Origin of the sequence: Mesorhizobium sp. B2-5-7, from assembly GCF_006440875.1 — a bacterium.
Lineage (GTDB): Bacteria > Pseudomonadota > Alphaproteobacteria > Rhizobiales > Rhizobiaceae > Mesorhizobium > Mesorhizobium australicum.
The window spans coordinates 1-24,727 of record NZ_VFUO01000002.1 but is presented as its reverse complement, the minus strand read 5'-3'; the positions used below and the strand labels follow the sequence as shown (position 1 = coordinate 24,727).

Annotated in this window: 29 protein-coding genes; 11 read left to right on the top strand and 18 right to left on the bottom strand. The window is 64.4% G+C overall.

Annotated elements, in window-relative coordinates; all coding sequences use genetic code 11:
- The first annotated feature begins 16 nt into the window (after window positions 1-16).
- The 3 genes from FJ543_RS07450 (at window position 17) to leuB (ending at window position 2,050) form a co-directional block, all read left to right on the top strand.
- Entirely contained in the window at window positions 17-400 is a 384-nt protein-coding gene (locus FJ543_RS07450; protein WP_140874529.1) for a RidA family protein, read from the top strand.
- 13 nt (window positions 401-413) lie between these two features.
- Window positions 414-764, top strand: coding sequence for a VOC family protein (locus FJ543_RS07445; RefSeq protein WP_140874527.1), 351 nt, complete (start codon window positions 414-416; stop codon window positions 762-764).
- Between the two features lie 182 nt (window positions 765-946).
- On the top strand, window positions 947-2,050 hold the full coding sequence (leuB, locus tag FJ543_RS07440) for a 3-isopropylmalate dehydrogenase (protein ID WP_015314971.1): 1,104 nt from the start codon (window positions 947-949) through the stop codon (window positions 2,048-2,050).
- Here the strand turns inward: leuB and FJ543_RS07435 are convergent, their stop codons facing one another.
- The 4 genes from FJ543_RS07435 to FJ543_RS07420 all read right to left on the bottom strand — a co-directional run bounded on the left by FJ543_RS07435 (window position 2,051) and on the right by FJ543_RS07420 (window position 5,867).
- Complete coding sequence (locus FJ543_RS07435; protein ID WP_140874525.1) at window positions 2,051-2,500, bottom strand: MarR family winged helix-turn-helix transcriptional regulator; 450 nt, start codon at window positions 2,498-2,500, stop codon at window positions 2,051-2,053.
- Window positions 2,493-2,912 carry a polyketide cyclase gene (locus FJ543_RS07430; RefSeq protein ID WP_140874523.1) on the bottom strand — a complete coding sequence of 140 codons (420 nt, stop codon included), beginning with the start codon at window positions 2,910-2,912 and terminating at the stop codon, window positions 2,493-2,495. Before FJ543_RS07430 ends, FJ543_RS07435 begins: the two co-directional genes overlap by 8 nt.
- 139 nt (window positions 2,913-3,051) lie before the next feature.
- Window positions 3,052-3,783, bottom strand: a complete 732-nt coding sequence (locus FJ543_RS07425; protein WP_140874521.1) for a DUF805 domain-containing protein — start codon at window positions 3,781-3,783, stop codon at window positions 3,052-3,054.
- A 215-nt stretch (window positions 3,784-3,998) separates the two neighbouring features.
- Window positions 3,999-5,867 carry a DEAD/DEAH box helicase gene (locus FJ543_RS07420; protein WP_140618269.1) on the bottom strand — a complete coding sequence of 623 codons (1,869 nt, stop codon included), beginning with the start codon at window positions 5,865-5,867 and terminating at the stop codon, window positions 3,999-4,001.
- Between the two features lie 458 nt (window positions 5,868-6,325).
- Between FJ543_RS07420 and FJ543_RS07410 the strand changes: the two genes are divergently transcribed.
- Window positions 6,326-7,360: an aspartate-semialdehyde dehydrogenase gene (locus tag FJ543_RS07410; RefSeq protein WP_140874519.1), complete on the top strand. Its 1,035-nt coding sequence runs from the start codon at window positions 6,326-6,328 to the stop codon at window positions 7,358-7,360.
- A gap of 215 nt (window positions 7,361-7,575) precedes the next feature.
- On the opposite strand, the gene FJ543_RS07405 is transcribed toward FJ543_RS07410, so the two are convergent.
- Window positions 7,576-7,983 carry an ACT domain-containing protein gene (locus tag FJ543_RS07405; RefSeq protein ID WP_140874517.1) on the bottom strand — a complete coding sequence of 136 codons (408 nt, stop codon included), beginning with the start codon at window positions 7,981-7,983 and terminating at the stop codon, window positions 7,576-7,578.
- 174 nt (window positions 7,984-8,157) lie between these two features.
- On the opposite strand from FJ543_RS07405, the gene FJ543_RS07400 reads away from it, so the two are divergent.
- The 3 genes from FJ543_RS07400 to FJ543_RS07390 all read left to right on the top strand — a co-directional run bounded on the left by FJ543_RS07400 (window position 8,158) and on the right by FJ543_RS07390 (window position 10,020).
- On the top strand, window positions 8,158-9,063 hold the full coding sequence (locus tag FJ543_RS07400) for a bestrophin family ion channel (RefSeq protein ID WP_140712213.1): 906 nt from the start codon (window positions 8,158-8,160) through the stop codon (window positions 9,061-9,063).
- Window positions 9,064-9,166: 103 nt separating this feature from the next.
- The gene (locus tag FJ543_RS07395) at window positions 9,167-9,577 is read left to right on the top strand and encodes a DoxX family protein (RefSeq protein ID WP_140618262.1); all 411 of its coding nucleotides are present in this window, start codon (window positions 9,167-9,169) and stop codon (window positions 9,575-9,577) included.
- 179 nt (window positions 9,578-9,756) lie between these two features.
- The gene (locus FJ543_RS07390; protein WP_015314961.1) at window positions 9,757-10,020 is read left to right on the top strand and encodes a YMGG-like glycine zipper-containing protein; all 264 of its coding nucleotides are present in this window, start codon (window positions 9,757-9,759) and stop codon (window positions 10,018-10,020) included.
- 108 nt (window positions 10,021-10,128) lie between these two features.
- Here the strand turns inward: FJ543_RS07390 and FJ543_RS07385 are convergent, their stop codons facing one another.
- The 7 genes from FJ543_RS07385 to FJ543_RS07355 all read right to left on the bottom strand — a co-directional run bounded on the left by FJ543_RS07385 (window position 10,129) and on the right by FJ543_RS07355 (window position 16,668).
- The gene (locus tag FJ543_RS07385) at window positions 10,129-10,974 is read right to left on the bottom strand and encodes an acyl-CoA thioester hydrolase/BAAT C-terminal domain-containing protein (protein WP_140874515.1); all 846 of its coding nucleotides are present in this window, start codon (window positions 10,972-10,974) and stop codon (window positions 10,129-10,131) included.
- 125 nt (window positions 10,975-11,099) lie between these two features.
- Window positions 11,100-11,501, bottom strand: coding sequence for a 30S ribosomal protein S16 (rpsP, locus tag FJ543_RS07380; protein WP_023774471.1), 402 nt, complete (start codon window positions 11,499-11,501; stop codon window positions 11,100-11,102).
- Window positions 11,502-11,549: 48 nt separating this feature from the next.
- The gene (locus tag FJ543_RS07375; RefSeq protein ID WP_015314959.1) at window positions 11,550-11,876 is read right to left on the bottom strand and encodes a chorismate mutase; all 327 of its coding nucleotides are present in this window, start codon (window positions 11,874-11,876) and stop codon (window positions 11,550-11,552) included.
- A gap of 7 nt (window positions 11,877-11,883) precedes the next feature.
- Entirely contained in the window at window positions 11,884-13,479 is a 1,596-nt protein-coding gene (gene ffh / locus FJ543_RS07370) for a signal recognition particle protein (protein WP_015314958.1), read from the bottom strand.
- A 294-nt stretch (window positions 13,480-13,773) separates the two neighbouring features.
- A complete protein-coding gene (locus FJ543_RS07365; protein WP_140874513.1) occupies window positions 13,774-14,730 on the bottom strand; it encodes a type II CAAX endopeptidase family protein in 957 nt (318 codons plus the stop codon).
- A gap of 178 nt (window positions 14,731-14,908) precedes the next feature.
- Window positions 14,909-15,508, bottom strand: a complete 600-nt coding sequence (locus FJ543_RS07360) for a DUF1236 domain-containing protein (protein WP_015314956.1) — start codon at window positions 15,506-15,508, stop codon at window positions 14,909-14,911.
- 62 nt (window positions 15,509-15,570) lie between these two features.
- Window positions 15,571-16,668, bottom strand: coding sequence for a putative zinc-binding metallopeptidase (locus tag FJ543_RS07355; protein ID WP_140874512.1), 1,098 nt, complete (start codon window positions 16,666-16,668; stop codon window positions 15,571-15,573).
- A gap of 331 nt (window positions 16,669-16,999) precedes the next feature.
- On the opposite strand from FJ543_RS07355, the gene FJ543_RS07350 reads away from it, so the two are divergent.
- The gene (locus tag FJ543_RS07350; RefSeq protein ID WP_015314954.1) at window positions 17,000-17,797 is read left to right on the top strand and encodes a lytic transglycosylase domain-containing protein; all 798 of its coding nucleotides are present in this window, start codon (window positions 17,000-17,002) and stop codon (window positions 17,795-17,797) included.
- Between the two features lie 48 nt (window positions 17,798-17,845).
- On the opposite strand, the gene FJ543_RS07345 is transcribed toward FJ543_RS07350, so the two are convergent.
- Complete coding sequence (locus FJ543_RS07345) at window positions 17,846-18,367, bottom strand: hypothetical protein (RefSeq protein WP_140618256.1); 522 nt, start codon at window positions 18,365-18,367, stop codon at window positions 17,846-17,848.
- Between the two features lie 5 nt (window positions 18,368-18,372).
- Window positions 18,373-19,596, bottom strand: a complete 1,224-nt coding sequence (locus FJ543_RS07340; RefSeq protein WP_015314952.1) for an argininosuccinate synthase — start codon at window positions 19,594-19,596, stop codon at window positions 18,373-18,375.
- Window positions 19,597-19,923: 327 nt separating this feature from the next.
- Between FJ543_RS07340 and FJ543_RS07335 the strand changes: the two genes are divergently transcribed.
- On the top strand, window positions 19,924-20,565 hold the full coding sequence (locus FJ543_RS07335; RefSeq protein ID WP_015314951.1) for a LysE family translocator: 642 nt from the start codon (window positions 19,924-19,926) through the stop codon (window positions 20,563-20,565).
- Here the strand turns inward: FJ543_RS07335 and FJ543_RS07330 are convergent.
- Genes FJ543_RS07330 through rlmN form a run of 3 tightly spaced genes read right to left on the bottom strand, consistent with a single transcriptional unit; the run spans window position 20,537 to window position 22,688 of the window.
- A complete protein-coding gene (locus tag FJ543_RS07330) occupies window positions 20,537-21,010 on the bottom strand; it encodes a hypothetical protein (RefSeq protein WP_140874510.1) in 474 nt (157 codons plus the stop codon). The two genes, FJ543_RS07335 and FJ543_RS07330, sit on opposite strands and share 29 nt — an antisense overlap.
- The gene (locus FJ543_RS07325) at window positions 21,007-21,420 is read right to left on the bottom strand and encodes a hypothetical protein (protein WP_224529748.1); all 414 of its coding nucleotides are present in this window, start codon (window positions 21,418-21,420) and stop codon (window positions 21,007-21,009) included. Before FJ543_RS07325 ends, FJ543_RS07330 begins: the two co-directional genes overlap by 4 nt.
- A 32-nt stretch (window positions 21,421-21,452) precedes the next feature.
- A complete protein-coding gene (gene rlmN / locus FJ543_RS07320; RefSeq protein WP_140874506.1) occupies window positions 21,453-22,688 on the bottom strand; it encodes a 23S rRNA (adenine(2503)-C(2))-methyltransferase RlmN in 1,236 nt (411 codons plus the stop codon).
- A gap of 278 nt (window positions 22,689-22,966) precedes the next feature.
- Between rlmN and FJ543_RS07315 the strand changes: the two genes are divergently transcribed.
- Entirely contained in the window at window positions 22,967-23,266 is a 300-nt protein-coding gene (locus FJ543_RS07315; protein ID WP_015314947.1) for a hypothetical protein, read from the top strand.
- 80 nt (window positions 23,267-23,346) lie between these two features.
- On the opposite strand, the gene FJ543_RS07310 is transcribed toward FJ543_RS07315, so the two are convergent.
- Window positions 23,347-23,904 (bottom strand): DUF305 domain-containing protein, encoded by a 558-nt coding sequence (locus tag FJ543_RS07310; protein ID WP_140712197.1) that lies wholly within the window; start codon window positions 23,902-23,904, stop codon window positions 23,347-23,349.
- Window positions 23,905-24,032: 128 nt separating this feature from the next.
- On the opposite strand from FJ543_RS07310, the gene FJ543_RS07305 reads away from it, so the two are divergent.
- The coding region (locus FJ543_RS07305) for a chloride channel protein (protein ID WP_140874504.1) at window positions 24,033-24,727 on the top strand (695 nt) is incomplete at its 3' end.

Sequence of the window (24,727 nt, the reverse complement as noted above, 5' to 3'; positions counted from 1 at the left end):
AATGCGAGGCTCCCCCATGCGCAAGCTCATCTCAACCGGCTCGCCGTTCGAAAAGACCGCCGGCTATTCACGCGCCGTGGTGCAGGGCGACTGGTGCTTCGTGTCCGGGACGACCGGCTACGACTACGCCACCATGACGATGCCGGACAGTGTCGAGGCGCAGACGCGCAATTGCCTGGCGACGATCGGCAAGGCGTTGCAGGATGGCGGCTTCGAGATATCCGACGTGGTGCGCGCGCACTACTACATCACCGACCAGGCCTTCGTGGATGTCGTCTTCCCGATCCTCGGCGAGACATTCGGCGACATCAGGCCGGCGGCGACGATGGTCGTCTGCCAGCTCAACAAGCCGGAAATGAAGATCGAGATCGAGGTGACGGCGCTGCGGCGTACCGTGTGAGGAGACTTCCGCCATGAAGGTCCGGCGTATCGTGGCCAATATCGAAACGCCGGACGTGGCCGCGGCGAACCGTTTCTACCATGACGTGCTTGGCCTCGACATCCTGATGGATCAGGGCTGGATCGTAACCTACGGTTCCGAGGACATGATGCAGCTGCAGGTCAGCTTCATGACGCAAGGCGGGTCCGGTACGCCGGTGCCGGATCTGTCGATCGAGGTGGACGATGTCGATGCGGCATTCGAAGCCATGAAGGGCGCCGGCTTCGCCGTCGAATACGGACCCGCCGATGAACCCTGGGGCGTGCGGCGCTTCTATGTGCGCGATCCGCTGGGCCGGCTGGTCAACATTCTCTCGCACCGGTGAGCGCATCTTCCGTGGCCACTAACTTGGACATGCCGGCGGGACAGCGGCGACAGGTCCTTCGTCCTCCCCTTGCGCTGCAACCGCTTGGCGTTTAGCAAGGCCGCGTCGCACAGCGCCGCGCGCCTCTTTGGCGCGCGAAGGACGCTGCAAACCGAAACGCATTCTTTCTGGGACGGCTCACCATGGCAACGAAGCATCTTTTCCTGCTCCCCGGCGACGGCATCGGCCCCGAGGCGATGGCCGAGGTCAAGAAGCTGATCTCGGCCATGAACGCAAAGCTCGGCAGTGGCTTCGTCACCGACGAGGGCCTGGTTGGCGGCTGCGCCTTCGATGCGCACGGTGCGGCGATTTCCGACGCCGACATGGAAAAGGCGATGGCTGCGGACGCGGTGCTGTTCGGCGCCGTCGGCGGACCGAAATGGGATGCCGTGCCTTACGAGGTGCGCCCCGAAGCCGGCCTGCTGCGCCTGCGCAAGGACATGGAGCTGTTCGCCAATCTCAGGCCCGCCATCTGCTATCCGGCGCTGGCCGCATCGTCCTCGCTGAAGCAGGAAGTCGTCGAAGGCCTCGACATCCTCATCGTGCGTGAGCTGACCGGCGGCGTCTATTTCGGCGAGCCCAAGCAGATCATCGATCTCGGCAACGGCCAGAAGCGCGGCATCGACACCCAGGTCTACGACACGTTCGAGATCGAGCGCATTTCGGGCGTCGCTTTCGAGCTCGCGCGGACCCGCAAGAACCATGTCACCTCGATGGAAAAGCGCAACGTCATGAAGTCGGGCGTGCTGTGGAACGAGGTCGTCACCCAGACCCACAAGGCACGCTATTCCGACGTCAAGCTCGACCACATGCTGGCCGATGCCGGCGGCATGCAGCTGGTGCGCTGGCCAAAGCAGTTCGACGTCATCGTCACCGACAATCTGTTCGGCGACATGCTGTCCGACATCGCCGCCATGCTGACCGGCTCGATCGGCATGCTGCCGTCGGCCTCGCTCGGCGCGCCTGACGCCAAGACCAAGAAGCGCAAGGCGCTGTACGAGCCGGTGCACGGTTCGGCACCCGACATTGCCGGCAAGGGCATCGCCAACCCGATCGCCATGATCGCCTCCTTCGCCATGTGCCTGCGCTATTCCTTCGGCATGGTCGACGAAGCCGACAAGCTTGAAGGCGCTATCGCCGCCGTGCTCGACCAGGGCCTGCGCACCAAGGATATTTTCTCACCCGGCATGACCGAGGTCGGCACGGTCGAAATGGGCGACGCGATCATCGCCAAGTTCCTGGGATAATCAGCGGATCTCGCCGGCAAGCTGCCGCAGCAGACCGACGAGCCGCGCCTCGTCCACCGGCTCGAAAAACGCTGAGTCGGCGGCCTCGACGGCGACGATCGCTTGCTGGGCGGCCGCCGCCCCGGCGGCGGTGACGCGGATCACCTTGGCCCGGGAATCCCGGGGATCGGCTTCGCGTGCGATCAAGCCCTTGGCCTCCAGCCGGGCGACGACGTCCGAGGTCATCTTCACCTCCGTGCCGGCCTGGGCGGCGAGCTGCACCTGGTTGGGCGGTTCGCCATTGCGGCCAAGCCACATCGCCGAGGCGAGCAGCACGAACTGGACATGCGTCAGGTCGAGCGGCGCCAGCGCCGCCGTCATGACGCGCTGCCAGCGCATGGTGGTTCGCCAGAGCAGCAAGCCGGGGCTCTCCGACGGCCCGCCCTTGAAGCGCGTGTCGAGTTCAGCCACGGTTCGCCAACGCCTCGAACAACTTGGCCATCGACACGTCGAAATCGCCACTGATCTGGGGCCCGAGTTCAGGGCCGACCTCGGCGGCCGAAGGGCCTGAGATATCGAGCCGGTGCGTCACCTGCGTGCCGCCTTCGACAGGCACCAGAGTGTGCCGGAACAGCAGCTTGGTGTCGCCGAACGAAGTTTCATCGGCATAGGTCACGTTTTCGACGAGATCGACGATGGTCGATTCGAACGTGTCCTGACCGACCGGCGTCACCGAGACGCGGGTGCCCTTGGCGAATGGCCCATGCAGCACGAAGGTATCGGAGCCTTCATAAGTCAGGCGGCCTTCATGCAAGGCCTTGAGCGCGTTCCAGATGGCTTGCGCAGGAAGGGGGGAAGTCGCGGTGTATTCATTGGTCCACATCGTCTTGCTCCATTCATCTATTTAATCCGCACACAGACTATCTGTGCGCGGATTAAATTGCAAGCGGAATCTTCGTCTGTGATACGAAGTTCGGCTGAACCGTCGTTTTTTTGGAGTGACTTTTCGAGGGATCTGGCTCCTAAACCCTGACTCCCGCCGGTATCGGTCCCCACTGGTTTTCACGCGCCTGGGTCGGGATCAGCGCGAAGACCAGGATGATCAGGCTGCCGATGCTGGGGATCAGGATCACCAGATAGAGCCAGCCCGACAGGCCGATATCGTGCAGCCGGCGCACGGTCATGCCGAGGCCGGGCAGGAGCGTCGCCAAGAGGAAGGTGCCGCAGAGGCCGACCGTCACCGCCGCCGAGACATCTGTGTCGAAATTGCCCATTTCGATATCGGTGAAGATGCCGATGCCGCCGACGATCAGCAGGCAGACCACCCAAAACAGGCAATAGCCCCAATATTCCTTGCGGCGGGCGCGGCCGGCGAAGTTGAAGTAGTTCTGCGTCAGTCCACGCCAGAAATAGCCCCAGAGATCACTGGGTTCGGCGGTTGCGCTCTCGCTGGATCGGCCGAAATGCTGCGCCTGCGGTGCGCGGGCTGTGGATGCGGTGCCGGCTTGGGCCGGTGCCGCATCTATGCCTGCGCCAACCGTCGAGTTCACGGCCGGGCCTGCGGTGGTTTGGCCAGCGGTCGAAAAGACGTCGCGCGCCTGGCCGCCGCCCGGCTGGAACTCGACCGCCGTCCCGTTGGGCATGGCGGTTTGCCGGCGCAGGTTCTCGCGGGTGAAAGTGTAGCTGCTGCCGTCGGCTCCGGTGATGAAGCCGAAGCCCTGGTCCTCGTCATAGTGAAGCACTTCACCGCGCATCCGCCCGCCCCTTGTAGCCCGTTCCCTGCCAAGATGTGGCACAGGCCCAAGCCCATGGGCAAGCCGCCCATAGCTATGACAGCCAAGCGCTCCGATGCCTGCCGCGCGTCCCTGGCCGGGCACATCGCCAGACAGCACCGGCCGACACTGGCGTCGGCAAGCTGGGCGGCGATCATCCGGGCCGGCCTGAAGCAGAGCGCGGCCAGTCTGGATTCCTACGAAGGCCGCTTCTTCGTCTTCTTGTTTTTTGGCGGACCGGCGTTGTCGAATTTCGGCTTGCCCGGCTTCTTCGCCCACGGCTTTGCCTCATGCGTGGTGGCCGGACGCTGGTCGACTGAAGCCGGTGCACGCTTCTCGAATTTGCGCTTCGGCGCGTTCGGGTCGAACGGCGCCTTGCCGCGATGCGGCTTCTTGTCCGGGCTCGGCGGCTGATAGCCGGCCCGCGACAGGTCCGGCGTGCCGTCCAGCCGCTTGACCACGATGTTGCCCTGCAATTTGCGGTCGGGACCGATCGCGGCGAGAAAGCGCTCCGCCCAGTCGGCGGCGATCTGCACGAACGTCTCTTCCGGCTGCATCTTGATGGCGCCGATCTCGCGCTTGGAAATGCTGCCGGCACGACACAGCATCGGGATCAGCCAGCGCGGCTCGGCATTCTGCCGGCGCCCCACCGACAGCGAGAACCAGACGCTGTCGCCGAAATCGTCGCGGCGGCTGGGCGCCTCGTCGCGATGAGCGAACTTTTCGCCCGCCGCTCTTTCACGCGATGGCGTGAAAGGCGCGACGTCCATGAGATCCTCGGGCGCCGAGCGGCTGGCGCGGCATTGGCGCACGAAAGCGGCCGCCACCTGTTCGGCGCCATGCCGGCTAAGAAGCGCATCGATGAACTCGCGCTCGTCATCCTTGACCGGTTCGTCGAAAGCCGGGTCGGCAAGAATGCGCTCGTCGTCGCGCCGCATCACGTCGTCGGCCGAGGGCGGGCTCGCCCAGGTCGCCGTCAGCTTGGCGCTTTGCAGCAGCCGCTCGGTGCGCCTGCGGGCGCTGTTAGGCACGATCAGCGCGCTGACGCCCTTGCGCCCGGCACGTCCCGTGCGGCCGCTTCGGTGCAGCAGCGTTTCGGGATTGGTCGGCAGGTCGGCGTGGATCACCAGCTCGAGATTGGGCAGGTCGATGCCGCGCGCCGCGACGTCGGTGGCGATGCAGACTTTCGCGCGGCCGTCGCGCATCGCCTGCAGCGCGTGGCTGCGTTCGTTCTGGCTGAGTTCACCCGAGAGCGCCACGACGGAAAAATTGCGGTTGTTGAAGCGTGCGGTCAGATGGTTGACGGCGGCGCGCGTGTTGCAGAACACCAGCGCGTTCTTGGCCTCATAGAAGCGCAGCACGTTGATGATGGCGTTCTCGCGGTCGGCCTGGGCTACATTCAGCGCCCGATACTCGATGTCGAGATGCTGCTTTTCCTCGCCGGCGGCCGAGATGCGCACGGCATCGCGCTGATAGCCCTGTGCGAGCGTGGCGATGGAGCGCGGCACGGTGGCCGAGAACATCAGCGTCCGGCGCTCGGCCGGTGCGGCATCGAGGATGAATTCGAGGTCCTCGCGAAAGCCGAGGTCGAGCATCTCGTCGGCCTCGTCGAGAACCACGGCCTTCAGCGTCGACATGTCGAGCGAATGCCGCGTGATGTGGTCGCGCAGCCGGCCGGGCGTGCCGACGACGATATGGGCGCCGCGCTCCAGCGCGCGCCGTTCGGTGCGCATATCCATGCCGCCGACGCAGGACGCCACCGTGGCGCCGGTTGGCTCATAGAGCCATTCGAGCTCGCGCGTCACCTGCAGCGCCAGTTCGCGTGTCGGCGCCACCGCCAATGCCAGCGGCGCCGCTGCCGGGCCGAAACGTTCCGCGCCGTCGAGCAGCGTCGGCGCCATGGCAAGGCCGAAGGCGACGGTCTTGCCCGAGCCGGTCTGCGCCGATACCAGCGCGTCGGCCTGGCCGAGCTCCAGCACCGCCTTCTGCACCGGTGTCAGGTCGGAATAACCGCGTTTTTCCAGCGCTTGTGCCAGCGCGGGAACAATACCATCGAAGTTGGACATCTCGTTCTTTCGGAATTCAGGGTTCTGCGCTCATCATGGAGCACATGCCGGGGGGCTGGCGACGCCAGCCAAACAATCTTGGCCGTTCGTACTTCCTGCCGCCCTTCTTGTACAGGGTGCCGTGAAGGCTATGCGGCGTACCGCCAATTGACTCCTGCCGCAAACCGCGTAAAAGCCCGCTTCGAACGGGATCGTTTTTCGATGCGCGGCCTTTTGATGGCTCTTCTTGCATTCGATGCCCCCAGCCTCAATGCGAACCATTGGGCCGGGCGCGTCTCTGCGTCGCCTCGTTCCGGCAAAACCCCATTCTTGGCCAAGAAAACCACCAAAACCACCACCAAAACGGTGTGATTCCCTTGGCCTAACCACCCTCTCCCGGGTCCGGCCCGGGGGACGGAACCCGCACTTGGCCGGCGGGTTTTCTCCAAAAACCAAGCGGAGAGGGACAGGAGATTTTTATGAGTTTCAAGGTTGCGATAGTCGGCGCCACGGGCAATGTGGGCCGGGAAACGCTCAACATCCTGGAAGAGCGCGGCTTTCCAGTGAGCGAAGTCGTGGCGCTCGCCTCGCGGCGCAGCATGGGCACGGAAGTGTCGTTCGGCGACCGCACGCTGAAGGTCAGGCCGCTCGACCAGTATGATTTTTCCGACACTGACATCTGCATCATGTCGGCCGGCGGCAATGTCTCCAAGGAATGGTCGCCGAAGATCGGCAAGCAGGGCTGCGTCGTCATCGATAATTCGTCGGCCTTCCGTTACGACCAGGACGTGCCGCTGATCGTGCCCGAGGTTAACCCGGACGCGATCTCGCTGTTCACACGCAAGAACATCATCGCCAACCCGAATTGCTCGACGGCGCAGCTCGTCGTGGCGCTGAAGCCGCTGCATGATTTCGCCACCATCAAGCGCGTCGTCGTCGCCACCTACCAGTCGGTATCCGGCGCCGGCAAGGAAGGCATGGACGAGCTGTTCACGCAGACGCGCGCGGTGTTCGTCGCCGACAGCGTCGACGTCAAGAAGTTCACCAAGCGCATCGCCTTCAACGTCATCCCGCATATCGACGTCTTCCTCGATGACGGTTTTACCAAGGAAGAATGGAAGATGGTCGCCGAGACCAAGAAGATGCTCGATCCCAAGATCAAGCTGACGGCGACCTGCGTGCGCGTGCCGGTGTTCATCGGCCATTCGGAAGCGGTCAACATCGAGTTCGAGAAGCCGATCACCGCCGATGAGGCGCGCGACATCCTGCGTGATGCGCCGGGCTGCCAGGTCTTGGACAAGCGCGAGGATGGCGGCTACATCACGCCGCTGGAATCGGCCGGCGAGGACGCCACCTTCATCTCGCGCATCCGCGAGGATTCGACCATCGACAACGGCCTGTCGATGTGGATCGTCTCCGACAATCTGCGCAAGGGCGCGGCGCTGAACGCCGTGCAGATCGCCGAGCTCCTGGTAGAGCGCGGCCTGATCCAGCCGAAGAAGAAGGCGGCATAATCTTCGCTCACGGGCCGTATCGCCGCTGCCGCGGCTGGCCCTCCGCGAGGGCGCCGGACGACCGGCGGCCCGCCGTCGCGGGCCCGGCCTCCGGCCGTTAGCCCTCTTCTCCCCGTCACTATACGGGGAGAAGGTCCCGGCAGGGGGATGAGGGGCGGCGCTGGCCTGTCCATTTTGGCGCTGCGACTCATGAGATTAGCCGCTTTGCGCCGATTTCAACTCGCACTATCCACACTCAGTTCGCGCAGCACCGCCATCGCCTCCTCCGCCCGCCCAGCCGGCACGAACAGATGGTCGTGGTAAAAACCCGAGACCGGGTTGACGCCCATGCCGGCGGCGGCGAGGCGCGCGGTGATGGCGGCAAGGAAGCCGACGGCTTCCAGCGATGAGTGGACGTTCAGCGTGATCATCCGGCAGCGGAACGAGGCGGTCAGCTCAGTGCTCCGGGCGGCTTCCTCCGTCACGATCAGCGTCGTGCCTTCGCGCTCCCGAAACGCCATGACCGGTTCGAGGCCTTCGGGCTGTGGAACGCCAGGCGCCAGCGTGGCGAAGACATAGATGCCATCGCGCAGTTCCGGCATCATCGACGCCAACAGAGTGCTCAGATCGGTCTCGCCCGTCATTTTTTTCCTCGCCTGCATCGGGACGGCAGCAGCTTCTCAATATCCGCAAACAGCACACACCGGTAGTCGACACACGGACGACATGGCAATGTCGCTGGCGGCCGGGCTTGCATGGCCGCCGCATCGCACAATACAGGAGCTGAGGGCCGACGCTCGCCCGTGAAAGGCTCCCGAATGATCGTTCGTCCGCGCCCCACCTTCCTGCAGCTGTTCTTCATCATGCGTGGTTCGGTGGTGCCACGCATCCTGCCGCAGATTTTCGGCTTCGCGATCTATTCGGTGGTCATCCTCGTCGTGGCGCGCCGGTTCCAGCTCGATCTCGGCGTCTTCAACATCACGCCTTTCGGACTGGTGGGCGTGACCTTGTCGATCTATCTGTCGTTTCGCAACAACGCCGCCTATGATCGCTGGTGGGAGGCGCGCAAACTGTGGGGCGCGCTGGTCTTCGAAATCCGCAATCTGGCCCGCGCCACGACAAGCCTCATTCCCGATCGGGCCGAGCAGCGCGCCCTGCTGATGGAAGCGCTGGCCTTCTGTCATTTTCTGCGCGGCCAGTTGCGCAAGATCGACAGCGTCAAGGAGGTCCATGCCTTCATCGAGGCTGAAGCCGGGACGGCCGCTAGTTTCGCCAATCCGGCGGACGAGATGGTCAGGCGCATGGGCCGCCGTGCCAATGCGCAGCGCCGGGCTGGCGACCTCGACACGATCGGTTTCCGCATTCTGGATGAGAGGCTGGCGTCAATCACCGCCATCCAGGCCGGCTGCGAGCGGATCGCCGGCACGCCCTTGCCCTTCGCCTACACGCTGCTGGTGCACCGCACGGCCTACATCGTGTGCCTGCTGCTGCCGATTGGCCTGATCTCGACCACCGGTTGGGCAACGCCATTGTTCACGGCGCTGATCGCCTACACCTTCTTCGGCCTCGACGCGCTTTCGGAAGAGCTTGAGGATCCGTTTGGCACCGAAGCCAACGACCTCGCGCTCGACGGCCTGTGCCGGGTCTGCGAAATCTCGGTGTTCGAGGCCTTGGGCGAGACGCCACCAAAGATGCTGTCGGCCGAAAAGTTCTATCTTTCGTAACGCCGCACCGTCAAAAATCCGAACATTTGTCGGATCGACGCCTCATGGAACGTCCTTGGGTCGACCCCACCGAAAAAGGGGCTGACCATCAGGAGGACACCCAATGAGCATTTCTCAAACCGCGCCCGTCTCGGCTGGCGCCCTGTGGACCGGCCGGGCGCTCAGCGGCCTCATCGTCCTGTTCATGATCTTCGACGGCGCCATCAAGCTGCCGCCGCTCGACGTGGTCACCCAGACGATGGTGCCGCTTGGGTGGCCAGCCGATCCCAACGTCGCGCGCATGCTGGGCGTCATCGGCCTGGTCTCGACCGCGCTCTACGCGCTGCCGCGCACCTCCGTGCTCGGCGCCCTCCTGCTCACCGCCTATATGGGCGGCGCCATCGCCACCAATGCGCGCATCGGCAATCCGCTGTTCTCGCACATGCTGTTCGGCGTCTATCTCGGCATCATCCTATGGGGCGGCCTCTATCTGCGCGACCCCAGGGTTCGTGCGCTGATCCCGTTCAGCCGATAGCTGTTCCGAGCCAAGAACAGCGTCCACTTCGCCTGCACGCCATCGGGTGGCAATACCGCCGATGCGGTCTGTTTGGGCGAGCAGCGTCGCGATCTTCGTTCTCCTCGGGATCAAATTAGCCGTCTGAGAGTTAAGCACTTGGCGGCGAGACGGCGATCCGCGTGTGAGAGGAACGACAAATGAAGAAAATACTGACCATTCTGGTGCTGACGACGGCACTGGGTGCATGTTCGCAAACGGAAAAAGGGGCTGCCGTGGGCGGCCTGGGCGGTGCTGCGGTTGGCGCGGCCGTGGCCGGAGATCCGGTGCAGGGCGCTGTTGTCGGCGGTGCGGTCGGCGCCGTGGCCGGCGCGCTGATCGGCCATGCCAGCGAAAGCGGCCAATGCCGGTACCGCGATCGCCATGGTCGGGTCTATGTCGATCGCTGCCCAAGCGGTTATTGATCGGCCTCAGTCCAAACATGAAGAGCAAAACGGCGGGCTTTTGACCCGCCGTTTTCGATCGATGAATTGGCCGCGACTCGCTTGAGACAGCCGCCGCCGCGAGCCGCGCTACAACAGCTCCCGAATGTATCGCCAGGCGTCCCGTCCCAGATCCGCATCGGCGCGGTCATTGCCGCCATGCGCATGCGAGCTTGAGCGCGGGGTGGTTTCGCCAGGCAGGACGATGCGGTGGCCGGCGCCGGGGGCCGAAACCAGGCGCGTGGCCTTTCCGGCGTCTTGCCTACGCTGGACAATCGACGCGGCAAATTCCAGGGACGGCCACAGCGCGTCGTCGCCGCCCGCGACCAGCATGACCGTCGCCGAAATTTCCTCGACGGGAATGGCGGCCTTGCCGGCCTCCTTCTTGAAAGCGGTCAGGCAGTGTTCGAAAAGCCCTCGGTAGGACACGAGGCCATCGACGTAGCGTGCCTTCCAGTTGGGGTCGGCCGGAACAAAGGGGAGAGGGCGCCCCTTGAGTGTCCACGACGACCGCTCGGGCCAGCTGACGCCGTCGCGGCCCGGCCCGATGTTTCCCCAGACCACCGATGTCGGGCTGATCGCGACAACGGCGTCGATGCGCGGGTCATGCGTCGCCACGAGCAAGGCCGCCTCGGCACCTTTGGACGTGCCGACATAAACGATGCGCCGGCATCCCAAACCGACAAGACGGTCGGTCGCGGCGAAAAAAATCTCCAGGGGGATTTCGCATATGCCTGGGATCTGGTCTTGGCCGCCAAACCACCGGAGGGCAAGGGCAGAGACGCCCACATCGGCAAACAGCCTGGCGCGCCCGACGTCGACGCGGCCGCTCGATCCGCTCAGCACCACGACACCTGTCGTGGCCTCGGGGCATCGCAACAGGGTTCCGGCGACGAAGCCGGACAGGATTTCCTCCGCGACTGCCCGTTCGTCCATCCGATCCTCAGCCGGAAATCAGAAGCTTTCCAATGAAACAGCAAAGGGCAGGTGAGTGACAAATGCAAACAACAAAACGGCGGGCACAGGCCCGCCGTTTTGTTCCCGCAAGGAATAGGACGCGATTACTCGGCGGTAGCGGCTTCCGCTTCGGCCGGTGCGGCAGCGGCCGAGGCGACGGCGGCGGCGGCGTCTTCCTGGGCCTTCTTCAGCAGGGCGGCGCGTTCCTGCGCCTTCTTGCCGGGCTCGGCCTTCTTCGGGTTGGAGCGGGCTTCGCGCTTGGCAAGGCCGGCCTCATCGAGGAAGCGCAGCACGCGGTCGGTCGGCTGGGCGCCGTGCGACAGCCAATGCTTGACGCGGTCGGCGTCGACCTTGATGCGCTCGCCGTCCTTCGGCAGCAGCGGGTTCCACGAGCCGAGCGACTCGATGAACCGGCCGTCGCGAGGCGAACGGGCGTCGGCAACGACGACGTGGTAGTAAGGACGCTTCTTCGAGCCCGCACGGGCCAGTCTGATCTTCAGTGCCATTTCTTTTCTCCTAAAAGCTCTGATTTCGTTTGATAAGTCAGGGTTTCTTCAACCCGTTTTCGTCACGCCGTTGGCAGCGGCGATCTGTTCGTGGTGCCGGATCACTTCGCGGACGACGAAGTTGAGGAATTTCTCCGCGAAATCCGGGTCGAGATGCGCGTCATGCGCCAGCTGGCGCAGGCGGGCGATCTGCTGCTGCTCGCGCGCCGGGTCGGCCGGCGGCAGGCCATGCTCGGCCTTGAGCACGCCAACCGCCTTGGTGCAGCGGAAGCGCTCGGCCAGCATGTGAATGAGGGCCGCGTCGATGTTGTCGATCGACGCGCGGTAGCCGGCCAGGATGGTGCGGGCGTCGGCCATGTCCTTTTCTTCGTTCATAGCGTCCTCACTTTTTCTTGCCGAGACCGGGCAGGCCGCCACCGCCGCCAAGGCCGGGAAGCTTCATGCCGCCGGGCAGGCCGGGCAAGCCGCCGCCGGGAAGACCGCCGGGCAACCCCTTCATGCCGCCGAGGCCGGCGGCCTGCGCCTGCTTCTGCAAGGCTTCGAGCTGCTTGGGGTCCATCTTCGACAGATCGGGCATGCCGCCCATGCCGCCGGGCATCATGCCGCCCCCCAAACCACCAAGGCCCATCTTGGAGGCAAGGCCGCCCATCATGCCGCGCATCAGGCCGCCGCCTTTGCCCTTGCCGCCCATCGCCTTCATCATGTCGGCCATGCCGCGATGCATCTTCAGGAGCTTGTTGATCTCGGCGGCATCGGTGCCGGAGCCAGCGGCGATGCGCTTCTTGCGCGAGTGCTTGAGAATGTCGGGATTGGCGCGCTCGGCCTTCGTCATCGAGGAGATGATGGCGAGCTGGCGACCGAACATCTTGTCGTCGAGGCCGGCGGCGGCCATCTGGTCCTTCATCTTGCCCATGCCGGGCATCATGCCCATGATGCCGCCCATGCCGCCCATCTTCGACATCTGCTGAAGCTGCTGGGCGAGGTCGTTCAGGTCGAACTTGCCCGACTGCATCTTCTTGGCCATCGCCGCCGCCTGCTCGGCATCGATGTTCTCGGCGGCTTTTTCGACCAGGCTGACGATGTCGCCCATGCCCAGGATGCGGTCGGCGATGCGCTTGGGGTGGAATTCCTCCAGCCCGTCCATCTTTTCGCCGGTGCCGATCAGCTTGATCGGCTTGCCGGTGACGGCGCGCATCGACAGCGCGGCACCGCCACGGCCGTCGCCGTCCATGCGGGTCAGCACCAGGCCGGTGATACCGACGCGCTCGTCGAAGCTCTTCGCCAGGTTGACGGCGTCCTGGCCGGTCAGCGAATCGGCGACCAGCAGGATCTCGTGCGGGCTCGACACCTTCTTGATGTCGGCCATCTCGACCATCAGCGGCTCGTCGATATGGGTGCGGCCGGCGGTGTCGAGGATGACGACGTCATGGCCGCCGAGCTTGGCCGCCTGCACGGCGCGCTTGGCGATATCGACCGGGTTCTGGCCTGCGATAACAGGCAGCGTCGCCACCTTGACCTGCTCGCCGAGCTGGCGCAGCTGCTCCTGCGCGGCCGGACGCCGCGTGTCGAGCGAGGCCATCAGGACCTTCTTGTTCTGCCGCTCGGTCAGCCGCTTGGCGATCTTGGCCGAAGTGGTGGTCTTGCCGGAGCCCTGCAGGCCGACCATCATGATGACGACCGGGGCCGGTGCGTTGAGGTCGATGGCGACACCCTCGGCGCCGAGCATGTCGACCAGCTCGTCATGGACGATCTTGACGACCATCTGCCCCGGCTTGATCGACTTCAGCACCGCGGCGCCGACGGCCTTCTCGCGCACCTTGTCGGTGAAGGATCGCACCACTTCCAACGCCACGTCGGCCTCGAGCAGCGCACGGCGCACCTCGCGCAGCGCTGCCGAGACATCAGCCTCCGACAGCGCGCCGCGGCCGGTCAGGCCGTTCAGGATGGAGCCAAGACGCTCCTGCAGCGATTCAAACATTCGTTTTCCTTTTCCCTGGCACCGGATGGTGCCCGAGAGGTAATGCGTTCGCGCCCAGTCTCCAAGCAAAAGCCAGTCCAAGCAAAAGCCCAAAACCAAAAAGCACCCGGGGGCGCACAGCGCTGCCGGGTGTTGGCCTCCAGGATCTGTTTACAGCACTCGGCCTCAAAGAGGTTTCGGCATCCTGGTCGGCTTGCTCGGAGGGATACTCGTCGCGGAATTGGTGGGCTGTAGACAGGAATTTGGCGCGAGAGTCAAGGCAAGGCCGATGTTGCGATGTTTTCCGGGCAGCGATCAAGCAGCACCCACGGCGTTTGGAACCTCGGCCGTGACCTTCAGCGGCGAGCGCGGATGCAGCAGCAAGACAATCGTCAGCAGGCTGCAGGCAATACCGATGAGCGCAATGAGGATCGCATCCGATATCATCCAGCCCGGCCCTTCGAGCGGCTTTGCGGTGAACAAGGCGAAGGAATTGTAGCTCTCCTGATGCGAGATCAGCAGGAAGCCGGTGAGGTTGTTGCCAAGATGAGCGCCAAGGGCCGCGCCGAGATTGCCGGTGGCGTAGACCACGAGCGTCAGCAGCAGCGCGAAGGCAGCGATCGACACCAGCACGCTGGCGTTGATGGCGGCCGACGAACCGCCGCTCCAGTGCAGCGAGGTGAACAGCAGGCCGGGCAGCAGCGCCCAGACGCACGGGCTTCTGAACCGATTGGCCAGGCCACGCAGCAGGTAGCCGCGAAACAGCACCTCCTCCGACGAAGTCTGCAGCAAGGTGAGCGCGGCGATCGGGATCGCGAACAGCAGCCATGACGACAGGCTGATCGTGCCGCGCGCAATGCCGGGCTGCAGCAGATAGAACAGGATTTCGGACAAGGCCGAGGTGATCAGCACCGCGATCAGCCCCTTGAGGAAGTCCGGTCGCGCTACGCGGCGGCCGGCGCCAAGCAGCGCCGACAGCGGCTCGCCATGCACCCAGCGCATCACGATCCACAGGCCGATCCAGATCCCCGCGAAAGAGGCGAGCGCGCAGAGGATGCCAATGGGCGAGGCGAGAAAGCCTTCAATGCCGTATGGCGAAGCCGCCGCCCCCTGCCAGGCGAGGTAAACATGGGTGCCACCGAACAGCACGGCCGCGGTGGTGGCGGCCCAGAACAGGACGACGATCAGCGTTCCCAGCAACAGGCGCGGCAAGGTCGTCCTGGCGTTCGGCGTGTTGCGATAGCGCTCGAAGGCGGTGTCGTCGATCGTCACCCTTGTCCTCGATCCCAATCCATCGCTGCTTGATCCAGCTGATGGCTTCGGGAACCGGAATCGATATCAGCAGGAATACGCGCACTCCGATTGCCACGGAACGCAGGCGCGTGCCAGCCTGCCGCGGTCGCCAATCCAGGTTTCGCCGGCGGCCGCTTCGGCGACCGCCGGCATCGCGTCAACGCACGACGTACATGATGCGCCGTGTCTGCGGATCGATCAGCGCCCGCTGGCCGTTCACATAGACATAGCGGTAGTTGTAGTCAGGAATTTCGCGCAGCTCGACCGTATCGGGCAGGGTCGCGCCGGTGACCACCTCGCCGTCGAGATAGACGGGGTCGAGGCGATGGGTGTCGACATAGGTCCGTACCGCGGCCGGCGGCGCTGGAAAGTCGCCAACCACCGGATCGCTGGAAATGATCGCACCGGTATAGTCGGTCGAATAGTTGCCGATGTCGTCCGGCGGCGAGACCACGGCAACGGCGGAGCGGCGCTGCGTCAGCACCACGCGGCTGCCGCCGAAATCGGCGGTGACGTAGTCGGAATAGACCCAGCCCTGGCCGCCAGCTTCGGCGATGGTGCACCATTTGCTGTTTTCGATGCAGCCGTTGAGCGTCGCCGACTGGCCTGCGGCGAGCACGCCGATCACTGGATATTGCGGGCCGGGACCGGCACGCACGTTGAGATCGGTGACTGCCGAGACAGCGGTATCGGCCAATGCCGCGCCCGACATTGCGGTCAGCATCCCGGCTATTGCGGGAAACAATAAGGATTTCATGGGTTCTCTCCGTTTCACAGTCCCTCGGCGGTGACAACGGGACAGCAGCGCATGCGTTCCGGCTAAAATGCGCGAGCCAACTCACGATTTGTTCCGGCCTCCATCGGCAAGCCGGTCAGAAGATCGTGTACGAACGCCAGTTTCCGCGCGGTCGCGTCCGAAACGACGAAGGGGTAGAGGTCGGGTAGGCCCATGCAGCGGTTGATCGAATTGGAGGCTTCCGACAGCACCAGCCAGCGGGCAAGGATCTTGTCGAAGGGCTCGGGTGTGTTGGCGGGCTCCGAGGGTGCTGCCTGCGGCTCGCCCCCGGTATCGCCCCGCGGCAGTTCGTTCGTCTCCACCGTCTCCAGCCGGCCGAGCGGGAAGTTCAGCGCATGGACCATCTCCAGCGTGTCGGTAATGTGCAGGTGGTGGGCCCAGGTCTCGGCCCAGTCCTCCCACGGATGCGAGGTGGCGTAGGCCGAGATGTGGTCTTGCTGCCAATCGGGCGCCGCGCCATTGGCGTAATAGGCCTTCAGCGCCTGTTCGTAGTCGGCACGCTCGTCGCCGAACAAGGCGCGGAACGCTTCCAGCCTTTGCGGATCGTCGCGGATCAGGCGGTCCCAGTAATAGTGGCCGAGCTCGTGGCGGAAATGGCCGAGCAGCGTGCGGTAATTCTCACCCATCTGGACGCGACGTTTTTCGCGCTCGGCTGAATCGGCTTCGGCGACGTTCAGCGTGATCAGGCCGTTGTCGTGACCAGTGAGAATCCGTTCGCCGCCCGGGCCGCCGCCGATCGGATCGGCGAGGAAGTCGAAGGCCAGCCCGATCTCGTCCGTCGGGCTCTGCTTGGGCGCCACCGGCAGGCCGAAGGCGAGCAGCGAATAGATGGCGCGCTTCTTCGCCGCCTCGACGCGAATCCAGCGGCGGCGATTGCCGTCGACCGAGAGATCGGGGATCAGCTGGTTCAGCACGCAGGCACGGCAGAAGACCTGTCCCGGCTCGGCCATCCAGTTGCAGGCGCATTCGTCGGCATTGGTGCACTGGATCGCGCCGTGGACGCCGGACAAGACAAAGCGCGCGCCCTCGGGATCATAGAGCACGAGACTGCTGCAGTTCAGGCACTGGGCATTCTCGAAATAGAGACGGTGGCCGCAATGCGGGCAGTCGAAAAGTTTCATCTCGGTCTCAATTCGTCAGAAGGGATGTATGATTCATCTGAAAGGGATGCATGATTCATAGGAAGGGATCATGGCGGCCCGTGCCCAAACGCGAACCACCGGCCGGTGTTCCGCGGTCCATCGCGACTATTTTGCTTCGCCGGTCCAGGCGCGCCTGCCCCGGTCCATGGGCGGCATCAGCGTCTTTCATGCCTGACACTCGCCATAATAATCACTTGATCGTAGGCAAATTCCCCGGCATTCGCCAGCATCGCGCCACAGACGGTGACAAATGCGCGTTTCGCTGGCAAATTCGCAAACGGGACGTGAATCAGGCAACCAGGAGAACAACATGGCATTTCGTGCCAAGGGTAGGATTTTAGCGGCGGCGGTGGTGGCAGTGCTCGGGCTGGCAACCGGCGCGCAAGCGGCGGCCAGCTGCGGCAAGACCGGCGCCGGCTTCGACGCCTGGAAACAGGACTTCGCCGCCGAGGCCAAGTCCGAAGGTGTCGGGTCGAGGGGTCTGGCCGCTCTGGCCGGCGCGACCTACGCAACAAGGACGATCTCCGCCGACCGCGCCATCCACAAGGCTTTCAGCGGCTCGGTGGACGATTTCATGAAACGCCGCGGCGGGTCGGCGATCATCTCCAAGGGCCGTTCGCTGAAGAAGTCGAACGCAGCGCTGTTCAACCAGATTGAAGCCAACTACGGCGTGTCGCCGGGCGTGCTGCTCGCCATCTGGGGCATGGAAACCGGCTTCGGTGCTTCCATGGGCAACCAGAACACAGTCTCCGCCATTGTGACGCTTGCCTATGATTGCCGCCGGCCCGACTATTTTCACCCGCATGCCATCGCGGCCCTGAAGCTGGTTGATCGCGGAGCGTTGACCGCCTCGTCGGTCGGCGCCATGCATGGCGAGATCGGCCACACGCAGTTCCTGCCCGGAAATGTCTTGAAGTATGCGGTAGGCAGCGGAAACCTGCGCGACAAGGCGATCGCTTTGGCCTCCACCGCCAACTTCCTCAAGGGTCACGGCTGGCGGGCTGGCGCCAGCGCGCAGTCGAATATGGGCGCGATCGCCGGCTGGAATTCGGCAAGCGTCTATCAGCAGGCCATCGCCCGCATCGCCACCGCGATCGACGCTGATTGATCGATCCGCACGGCCATTGAACGAAAAACCCGGCCACCGCGCCGGGTTTCATTTCACGTCGAGCGCATAGGAACAGCCGGCCAGCGTCCTGCCGGGGTGGGACTCGACGGTCGAGACGTTGAGCGTGATGCGCGTGGCTAGGCTCACGCCGCCGGCGTCCTCGCTGCTTTCGGCCATGACCTTCTCGCCGAGGAACTTGTCCGGCGTCGAGACCGTCGCCGGGACGTCGAGCTGGCGGGCGAGGTCCGGCGCGGCGATGCCATCAAGCACGGCCATCGGCCCTGTCGCGGTAAAGACGATCGTCGCGGTCTCGCGCCCGAAGACATGGACCGGGGCCGACAATCGATACTGCCGCAGGAAGGGATTGCCGGAAGCGACCTCCTTCCAGCCAAGGGTCTGCGCCGCGTCTGGCTCACCGCCCAGCCAGAGGGCAAGACCATTATACGCCGGCAGATCGGCCCTGCATTCGATGAGGGCGGCGAGGTCCAGGGAGGTGGGCGCGAAGTCCCCAGCCATGACCGGCGCCGCCAGAAAGAGCAGCGGCACCGGGCATCGACCGAGACAGCGCATTCCGTCTAGCTGTTGCGGTTGCGCGCGGCCAATGTCCGCAGCCTCAGCGCATTGAGGCGGATGAAGCCGGCGGCGTCCTTCTGGTCATAGGCGCCACGGTCGTCCTCGAAGGTGACCAGCGCGTCGGAATAGAGCGTCTTCCCAGACTTGCGGCCGGTGACCATGACATTGCCCTTGTAGAGCTTCAGCCGCACCGTGCCTTCGACGTCTTCCTGGCTCTTGTCGATCATCGCCTGCAGCATCAGGCGCTCGGGCGAGAACCAGAAGCCGTTGTAGATGAGCTCCGCGTAGCGCGGCATGAACTCGTCCTTGAGGTGCGCGGCACCCCGGTCGAGCGTGATCGATTCAATGGCGCGATGGGCCACGATCAGGATGGTGCCGCCCGGCGTTTCATACACGCCTCGCGATTTCATGCCGACGAAACGGTTCTCGACCAGGTCGAGCCGGCCTATGCCATTGTCGCGGCCGAGATCGTTGAGCGCCGCCAGCATGGTGGCCGGCGACAGCTTCTTGCCGTTGAGCGCGACCGGGTCGCCCTTCAGGAATTCGATCTCGATCTCGGTGACGGCATCCGGCGCGTCCATCGGCGACACGGTGCGCTGATGCACGAATTCCGGCGGCTCGCTCCATGGGTCTTCCAGCACCTTGCCCTCGGAGGACGAGTGCAGCAGATTTGCGTCGACGGAGAACGGTGCGTCGCCCCTTTTGTCCTTCGGCACCGGAATCTGGTGCTGTTCGGCGAAGTTCATCAGGTCGGTGCGCGATTTGAACGACCAGTCGCGCCACGGCGCGATGACCTTGATGTCGGGGTTGAGCGCATAGGCCGAAAGCTCGAAACGGACCTGGTCGTTGCCCTTGCCGGTGGCGCCATGCGCGATGGCGTCGGCGCCGGTTTCCCTGGCGATTTCGACCAGGTGCTTGGAGATCAGCGGCCGCGCGATCGAGGTGCCCAGGAGATAGGTGCCTTCGTAGACGGTGTTGGCGCGGAACATCGGGAAGACAAAGTCGGCGACGAATTCCTCGCGTACGTCGACGACGCGGATGTCCTTGATGCCCATCATCTCGGCCTTGCGGCGCGCCGGCTCCAGCTCGCCGCCCTGGCCGAGGTCGGCGGTGAAGGTGACGACTTCGGCGCCGAGTTCGGTCTGCAGCCATTTAAGGATGATGGATGTGTCGAGGCCGCCGGAATAGGCGAGCACGACCTTCTTGACGTCTTTGATCTTGGACATTTCTGCTCCGTCGAAAGGTGGACGCCTGAGGCAAGGCGTCACGGATTGTCGGAGCGCCTTTTAGCAGGAACGGGAAAGCGAGCAAGCGCATGCGGCGCAAGGTTGCTGATCCAGCGCGGCAGTGCGACGCCGGGCTTGATCGGAAGGACCGATCCCCGGGGCCATGCCGCCGGTCACCAGGCGCTCAAGACCGCCGCCTGTAAGCTGGCGAAATGTAAGCTGGCGAAACTGGCCGAACCGCTCCAACTCCACCGGAGGACGCGCTGGCCCCATCTGGCGCCGGCGAGACGGGTCCTGTATAGCCGACGCGTTCCCCCGGGGCCTGCCATGTCCTTCATTCCCGACACCACCACGCTGATCCAGTTCGCCATCGCCACCGTGATCCTGGCGATCACGCCAGGCCCCGACATGACGCTGTTCGTGTCGCGCACGCTGAGCCAGGGCCGCGCCACCGGCTTTGCCTCGATGGCCGGCGCGCTGTGCGGCACGCTGATCCACACCACGCTGGTGGTGGTCGGCGTCTCGGCGCTGATCGTCGCCTCGCCGATGGCTTTCTTCGTGCTGAAGATCTTTGGCGCCGGCTATCTCGTCTTCCTAGCCTGGCAGGCGATCGCCAAGGGCTCGGCTTTCTCGCCGGAAAAGAAGACCGGTCCGCGGATTTCCTTGTTGCGTAGCTGGGCAGCGGGGCTCGGCGTCAATTTGCTCAACCCGAAGATCATCCTGTTCTTCATGACCTTCCTGCCGCAATTCGTCTCCGCGCACGATCCGAACGCGCCGGGGAAGCTGTTCTTCCTCGGCTCCATGTTCATCGTGCTGTCGATCCCGGTGACGGTACCGATGGTGCTGGCGGCGGAAAAATTCTCGGCGGCAATGAAAGCCAGCCCCCGTGTGACGCGGGTGGTCGACTATCTCTTCGCCGGCGTGTTCTCGGCGTTCGCGCTCAAGATCCTGACGGCCCAGGCGAAGTAGAGACCTTCCACCAGCTTCCCGCCCAGCGCCCGGCGGCAAGCCAATAGAAGATCCCGCCGACCATGCCGCCACCGAGTACCGCCATGATGGCGCTGGCTTCGGTGACCGCGAAAGGGGAATCGCGGACATTGTCGACGAGGCCGAGGAAAACCCCCGCCACCCCCGCCCCGGCGAGCGCGTAGAACAACCAGTCGCGCCGGCCGAGAATTTCGGCAATCAGGATGACGATCGCCGCCGGCATGAAGCCGAAATAGGCGACGAACAGGGCGACGAAGGGAATTGAAAAATAGAGCGATGCCGTTGCCGCCGGATGCGCTTGCACCGGCGCGTAGCCGAGCGAGGCCAGGAACAGGATGTTGAGGAAGGCGCTCGCCGCCAGCGAGGCGGCGGCGTAACCGAACAGGATGATGGCGAAGTGCACGATGTAGGTGACGACACGGTTCATCGGGGATCACGGCCCGTGAGACGACCGGAGCTGCGTCCAGCCAGAAGCCAGTAGACCCAACCGGCGGCAATGCCGGCGGCGGCCAGAAAACCCAGGAAGCCCGGATTGAAAACGAAGCCTCCGGCGGAGCCCGGCACAAAAACACCGAAGGCGATCGACGTGACCGCGCCCGTGACGGCGAAGTAGAACCATCCTCGCAGAGCCAGCCGTTCGGCGACGAAGATCGCCGGGCCGACGATCAGCAGCGCGCAGATCGCCACGGTCAACACGGCGAGCGGGAAGGAGGCCAGCCAGTCGAATGTGAAAATGATCGACCAGTTGCCGTCCTCGATCCCTGCCAGAAGAACGATCAGTAGCACCGGCACCAGGATCGAGGTCAGCACGGCGGCGAGGTAGCCGACCGCAATCATGGCGAAGCGTGTGAGGCCGGCGACGAGACGGCTCACACCTCGCCGTGCCCCGCGATCATCATGGCTTCCAGCGCCAGCCGGTCGACCTTGCGCATGCGTTCCGATTCCGACTTCAGCTGGCCGCAGGCGGCCAGGATGTCGCGGCCGCGCGGCGTGCGGATCGGCGAGGCATAGCCGGCATTGTTGATGTAGTCGGCGAACTTCTCGATCGTCTCCCAGTCCGAGCACTGGTAGTTGGTGCCCGGCCACGGGTTGAACGGGATCAGGTTTATCTTGGCCGGAATCCCCTTGAGCAGCTTGATCAGCCCCTTGGCGTCCTCAATGGAATCGTTGACGTCCTTCAGCATCACATATTCGAAGGTGATGCGCTTGGCGTTGGAGAGGCCGGGATAGGCGCGGCAGGCGGCGATCAGCTCCTTCAGCGGATACTTCTTGTTGATCGGTACCAGAAGGTCGCGCAGATCGTCGTTGGTCGCATGCAGCGAGATCGCCAGCATGACGCCGATCTCCTCGCCGGTGCGGAAAATCTCGGGCACGACGCCGGAGGTCGACAGCGTGATGCGGCGCTTCGACAGGGACAGGCCGTCGCCGTCGGAGGCGATCAGCAGCGCCTTCTTCACCGCCTCGAAATTATAGAGCGGCTCGCCCATGCCCATCATGACGATGTTGGACACTTTCCGGCCCTCGGCCGGCACGATGGCGCCATCCGGCGTGTCGCGGTCGGGGAAGTCGCCGAGCCGGTCGCGCGCGGTGAGCAACTGCGCCAGGATTTCTTCCGCGGTCAGGTTGCGCACCAACTTCTGCGTGCCGGTGTGGCAGAACGAACAGGTCAGCGTGCAGCCGACCTGCGAGGAGATGCAGAGCGTGCCACGGCCTTCCTCGGGGATATAGACGGTCTCGATCTCGACCGGCCGGCCGGCGCCGCGGGGCGGAAAGCGGAACAGCCACTTTCGCGTGCCGTCGGCGGAAATCTGCTCCTCGGCGATCCCGGGCCGGGCGACGGTGAAATGCTTGTCGAGTTCGGCGCGCAGATCCTTGGAGATGTTGAACATGCCGGCGAAGTCGGAAACGCCGCGCACATACATCCAGTGCCAGAGCTGCTGGGCGCGCATCTTTGCCTGGCGCTCCGGCACGGTGCCGGATTCGACAAGAGCGGCGGCGAGTTCCGTCCGCGTGAGGCCGATCAGCGATGGCTTTTCGGTCCGCGCAGCACGGCCGCGCAAGGCGTCACGGGCGCCTTCGGCGGTAAGGTCGAGTGAAAGGGTCATGGTTACACAGATATAAGCGGTTTGCGGCCGATTTCATCCATCGGCCCGATATGAAGCGCGGCGCATAGCACAGGTTGAGCGCGAAGTCATGCCGTGCACGCCAAACTGGGGTCCGCCGTCGGTGTCCCGATCGCCACCGTCCCCGTGAAGGACGATCGCCGCCGGTGGACGCGATGTCGTTGGCGGCGATCACTTAGTCGTGTTGGCGTAACGATCCCCATCGCGCCTTCGAACCCTGAATGGGGCAACTGTGCCCCTACAGAATGGGAGTATGCAGGATGAAATCGATCAAGCTCGCCGTCGTTGCCGGCTTCGCCGCTCTTTGCGCCTCGCAGGCGTTTGCCGAGGACGCGATGGGCACCATGAGCATGATGAAAGGCGGACAAGTGACGGCGATCATGCCCGACGGCCATATGGGCACCATGACGCCGGACGCGAAGATGGGCGCCGACATGATGAAGATGGCCAAGCCGATCAAGCACTGCATGATGATGATGACCGACGCCAAGGGCAAAGCCTACATGATCGACACCTCGACCAAGAAGGCCCAGGCCGAATGTGAAAAAATGGCTATGTGACGATCCCGCAAGGATGTTCCCGCCGGCTTGGAGGCCGGCGGGACGAGCAACTTCCATATTATCCGCGCGTCTCCCCGCGCCTACCTGTCGATGGAGAGCGTATCGATCCCGGTGCTCTGGTCGGTTTCCGGTGGCGGCGGCGCGGCCCCGCGGGCTCGGTAGGACGGCAGGTCAGGAGCGCCGGCCGCTACGGGATTCGCTTCGAGCCGCGCGATCAGACGCTTCATTTGCGTGATCTCGCGCACTTGGGCGTCGATGATGCCGTCCGCGAGCTTTCGCACCTCCGGGTCGCGGATATGGGCGCGTTCGCTGGTCATGATCGCGATCGAGTGGTGCGGGATCATGGCCTTCATGTAAGAGACGTCGCTCACGGTTTCCTGGCTTCTGACCAGCCACAAGGCACCAGCGAATACGAGCATGCCGCCGATGACGATGCCGACATTCGCGGCCACGCTCCCGTACATCCCCCACATGAAGCCGATCATGACGATGGCCATGGCGGCGCCCATCACGATGGCCATCCACACCCGGGTCTGGCTGAAGAAAACATGATCCAGCGCATAGGTGTTCAGGTACATGAGCCCGTACATGAGGACCGTGGAAACCAGGATCATCGCGGCGAATCTGACATAGCTCATGACTGCGGGCTCCTTGTTCAAAGGGACACAACCGCGACGGTGGGCTTTTGATCCCGTCCGATCGGCAGACTCACACTTGATTGGCGTCATGCCTGTGTTAGGGCTGGGTTTTCCCCCCGAGGGCAGACATGGCCGGCCAATCGCGAAAACACCCCATGCTGCGGCGTTCGCGCGCCATGTGGGCCTCGCGCCGCGTCTGGCAGCCACGTCTGGTGTTCTGGGCCGGTGCGATCTCGATCGGCCTGATCAGCGTGCTCTTTGCCGTGCTGGCCGACAAGGCGCAGGCGCTTTTTCATGTCGTGATCGGCAATGACGGCGGCTGGCGTTTCTATCTGCCGCTGGCCATCACGCCGCTCGGCTTTGTGCTGTGCGCCTGGCTGGCGCACGCCTTCTTCCCGGGCTCGCAAGGCAGCGGCATTCCGCAGGCGATCGCCGCCCGCCACCTGCGCGACGATGACGACCGCAGCCATATCCTGTCGCTCAGGCTGGTGGCGGGCAAGATCGCGCTCACCCTTGTCGGCCTGTTCTGCGGCGCTTCGATCGGCCGCGAGGGACCGACCGTACAGGTCGGCGCGTCGCTGATGCTGCAGGCGGCGCGTTGGGGCGGCATGGCGCAGGCGCGCGGCCTGATCCTGGCCGGCTCGGCGGCGGGCATCGCGGCGGCGTTCAACACCCCGCTCGCCGGCATCGTCTTCGCCATCGAGGAAATGGGCCGCACCTATGAGGCGCGCACCAACGGACTGGTGCTGACAGCGGTCATCCTGGCCGGCCTCGCCTCGCTCGGCGTGCTCGGCAACTACACCTATTTCGGCGTGTCCAAGGA

Bases quoted from the DNA above. Each gene is read 5' to 3' on its own strand.
- FJ543_RS07400 (WP_140712213.1), top strand. From the start codon at position 8,158: ATGATCGTTCGTCCGCGCCCCACCTTCCTGCAGCTGTTCTTCATCATG.
- FJ543_RS07325 (WP_224529748.1), bottom strand. From the start codon at position 21,420: ATGATTGCGGTCGGCTACCTCGCCGCCGTGCTGACCTCGATCCTGGTG.
- FJ543_RS07405 (WP_140874517.1), bottom strand. From the start codon at position 7,983: ATGACGGGCGAGACCGATCTGAGCACTCTGTTGGCGTCGATGATGCCG.
- FJ543_RS07425 (WP_140874521.1), bottom strand. From the start codon at position 3,783: ATGCGCGGTGAAGTGCTTCACTATGACGAGGACCAGGGCTTCGGCTTC.
- rpsP (WP_023774471.1), bottom strand. From the start codon at position 11,501: ATGGCACTGAAGATCAGACTGGCCCGTGCGGGCTCGAAGAAGCGTCCT.
- FJ543_RS07410 (WP_140874519.1), top strand. From the start codon at position 6,326: ATGAGTTTCAAGGTTGCGATAGTCGGCGCCACGGGCAATGTGGGCCGG.
- FJ543_RS07355 (WP_140874512.1), bottom strand. From the start codon at position 16,668: ATGAAACTTTTCGACTGCCCGCATTGCGGCCACCGTCTCTATTTCGAG.
- ffh (WP_015314958.1), bottom strand. From the start codon at position 13,479: ATGTTTGAATCGCTGCAGGAGCGTCTTGGCTCCATCCTGAACGGCCTG.
- FJ543_RS07420 (WP_140618269.1), bottom strand. From the start codon at position 5,867: ATGTCCAACTTCGATGGTATTGTTCCCGCGCTGGCACAAGCGCTGGAA.
- FJ543_RS07315 (WP_015314947.1), top strand. From the start codon at position 22,967: ATGAAATCGATCAAGCTCGCCGTCGTTGCCGGCTTCGCCGCTCTTTGC.
- rlmN (WP_140874506.1), bottom strand. From the start codon at position 22,688: ATGACCCTTTCACTCGACCTTACCGCCGAAGGCGCCCGTGACGCCTTG.
- FJ543_RS07445 (WP_140874527.1), top strand. From the start codon at position 414: ATGAAGGTCCGGCGTATCGTGGCCAATATCGAAACGCCGGACGTGGCC.
- FJ543_RS07390 (WP_015314961.1), top strand. From the start codon at position 9,757: ATGAAGAAAATACTGACCATTCTGGTGCTGACGACGGCACTGGGTGCA.
- FJ543_RS07360 (WP_015314956.1), bottom strand. From the start codon at position 15,508: ATGAAATCCTTATTGTTTCCCGCAATAGCCGGGATGCTGACCGCAATG.
- leuB (WP_015314971.1), top strand. From the start codon at position 947: ATGGCAACGAAGCATCTTTTCCTGCTCCCCGGCGACGGCATCGGCCCC.
- FJ543_RS07430 (WP_140874523.1), bottom strand. From the start codon at position 2,912: ATGTGGACCAATGAATACACCGCGACTTCCCCCCTTCCTGCGCAAGCC.
- FJ543_RS07350 (WP_015314954.1), top strand. From the start codon at position 17,000: ATGGCATTTCGTGCCAAGGGTAGGATTTTAGCGGCGGCGGTGGTGGCA.
- FJ543_RS07330 (WP_140874510.1), bottom strand. From the start codon at position 21,010: ATGAACCGTGTCGTCACCTACATCGTGCACTTCGCCATCATCCTGTTC.
- FJ543_RS07345 (WP_140618256.1), bottom strand. From the start codon at position 18,367: ATGCGCTGTCTCGGTCGATGCCCGGTGCCGCTGCTCTTTCTGGCGGCG.
- FJ543_RS07395 (WP_140618262.1), top strand. From the start codon at position 9,167: ATGAGCATTTCTCAAACCGCGCCCGTCTCGGCTGGCGCCCTGTGGACC.
- FJ543_RS07340 (WP_015314952.1), bottom strand. From the start codon at position 19,596: ATGTCCAAGATCAAAGACGTCAAGAAGGTCGTGCTCGCCTATTCCGGC.
- FJ543_RS07375 (WP_015314959.1), bottom strand. From the start codon at position 11,876: ATGAACGAAGAAAAGGACATGGCCGACGCCCGCACCATCCTGGCCGGC.
- FJ543_RS07385 (WP_140874515.1), bottom strand. From the start codon at position 10,974: ATGGACGAACGGGCAGTCGCGGAGGAAATCCTGTCCGGCTTCGTCGCC.
- FJ543_RS07335 (WP_015314951.1), top strand. From the start codon at position 19,924: ATGTCCTTCATTCCCGACACCACCACGCTGATCCAGTTCGCCATCGCC.
- FJ543_RS07450 (WP_140874529.1), top strand. From the start codon at position 17: ATGCGCAAGCTCATCTCAACCGGCTCGCCGTTCGAAAAGACCGCCGGC.
- FJ543_RS07310 (WP_140712197.1), bottom strand. From the start codon at position 23,904: ATGAGCTATGTCAGATTCGCCGCGATGATCCTGGTTTCCACGGTCCTC.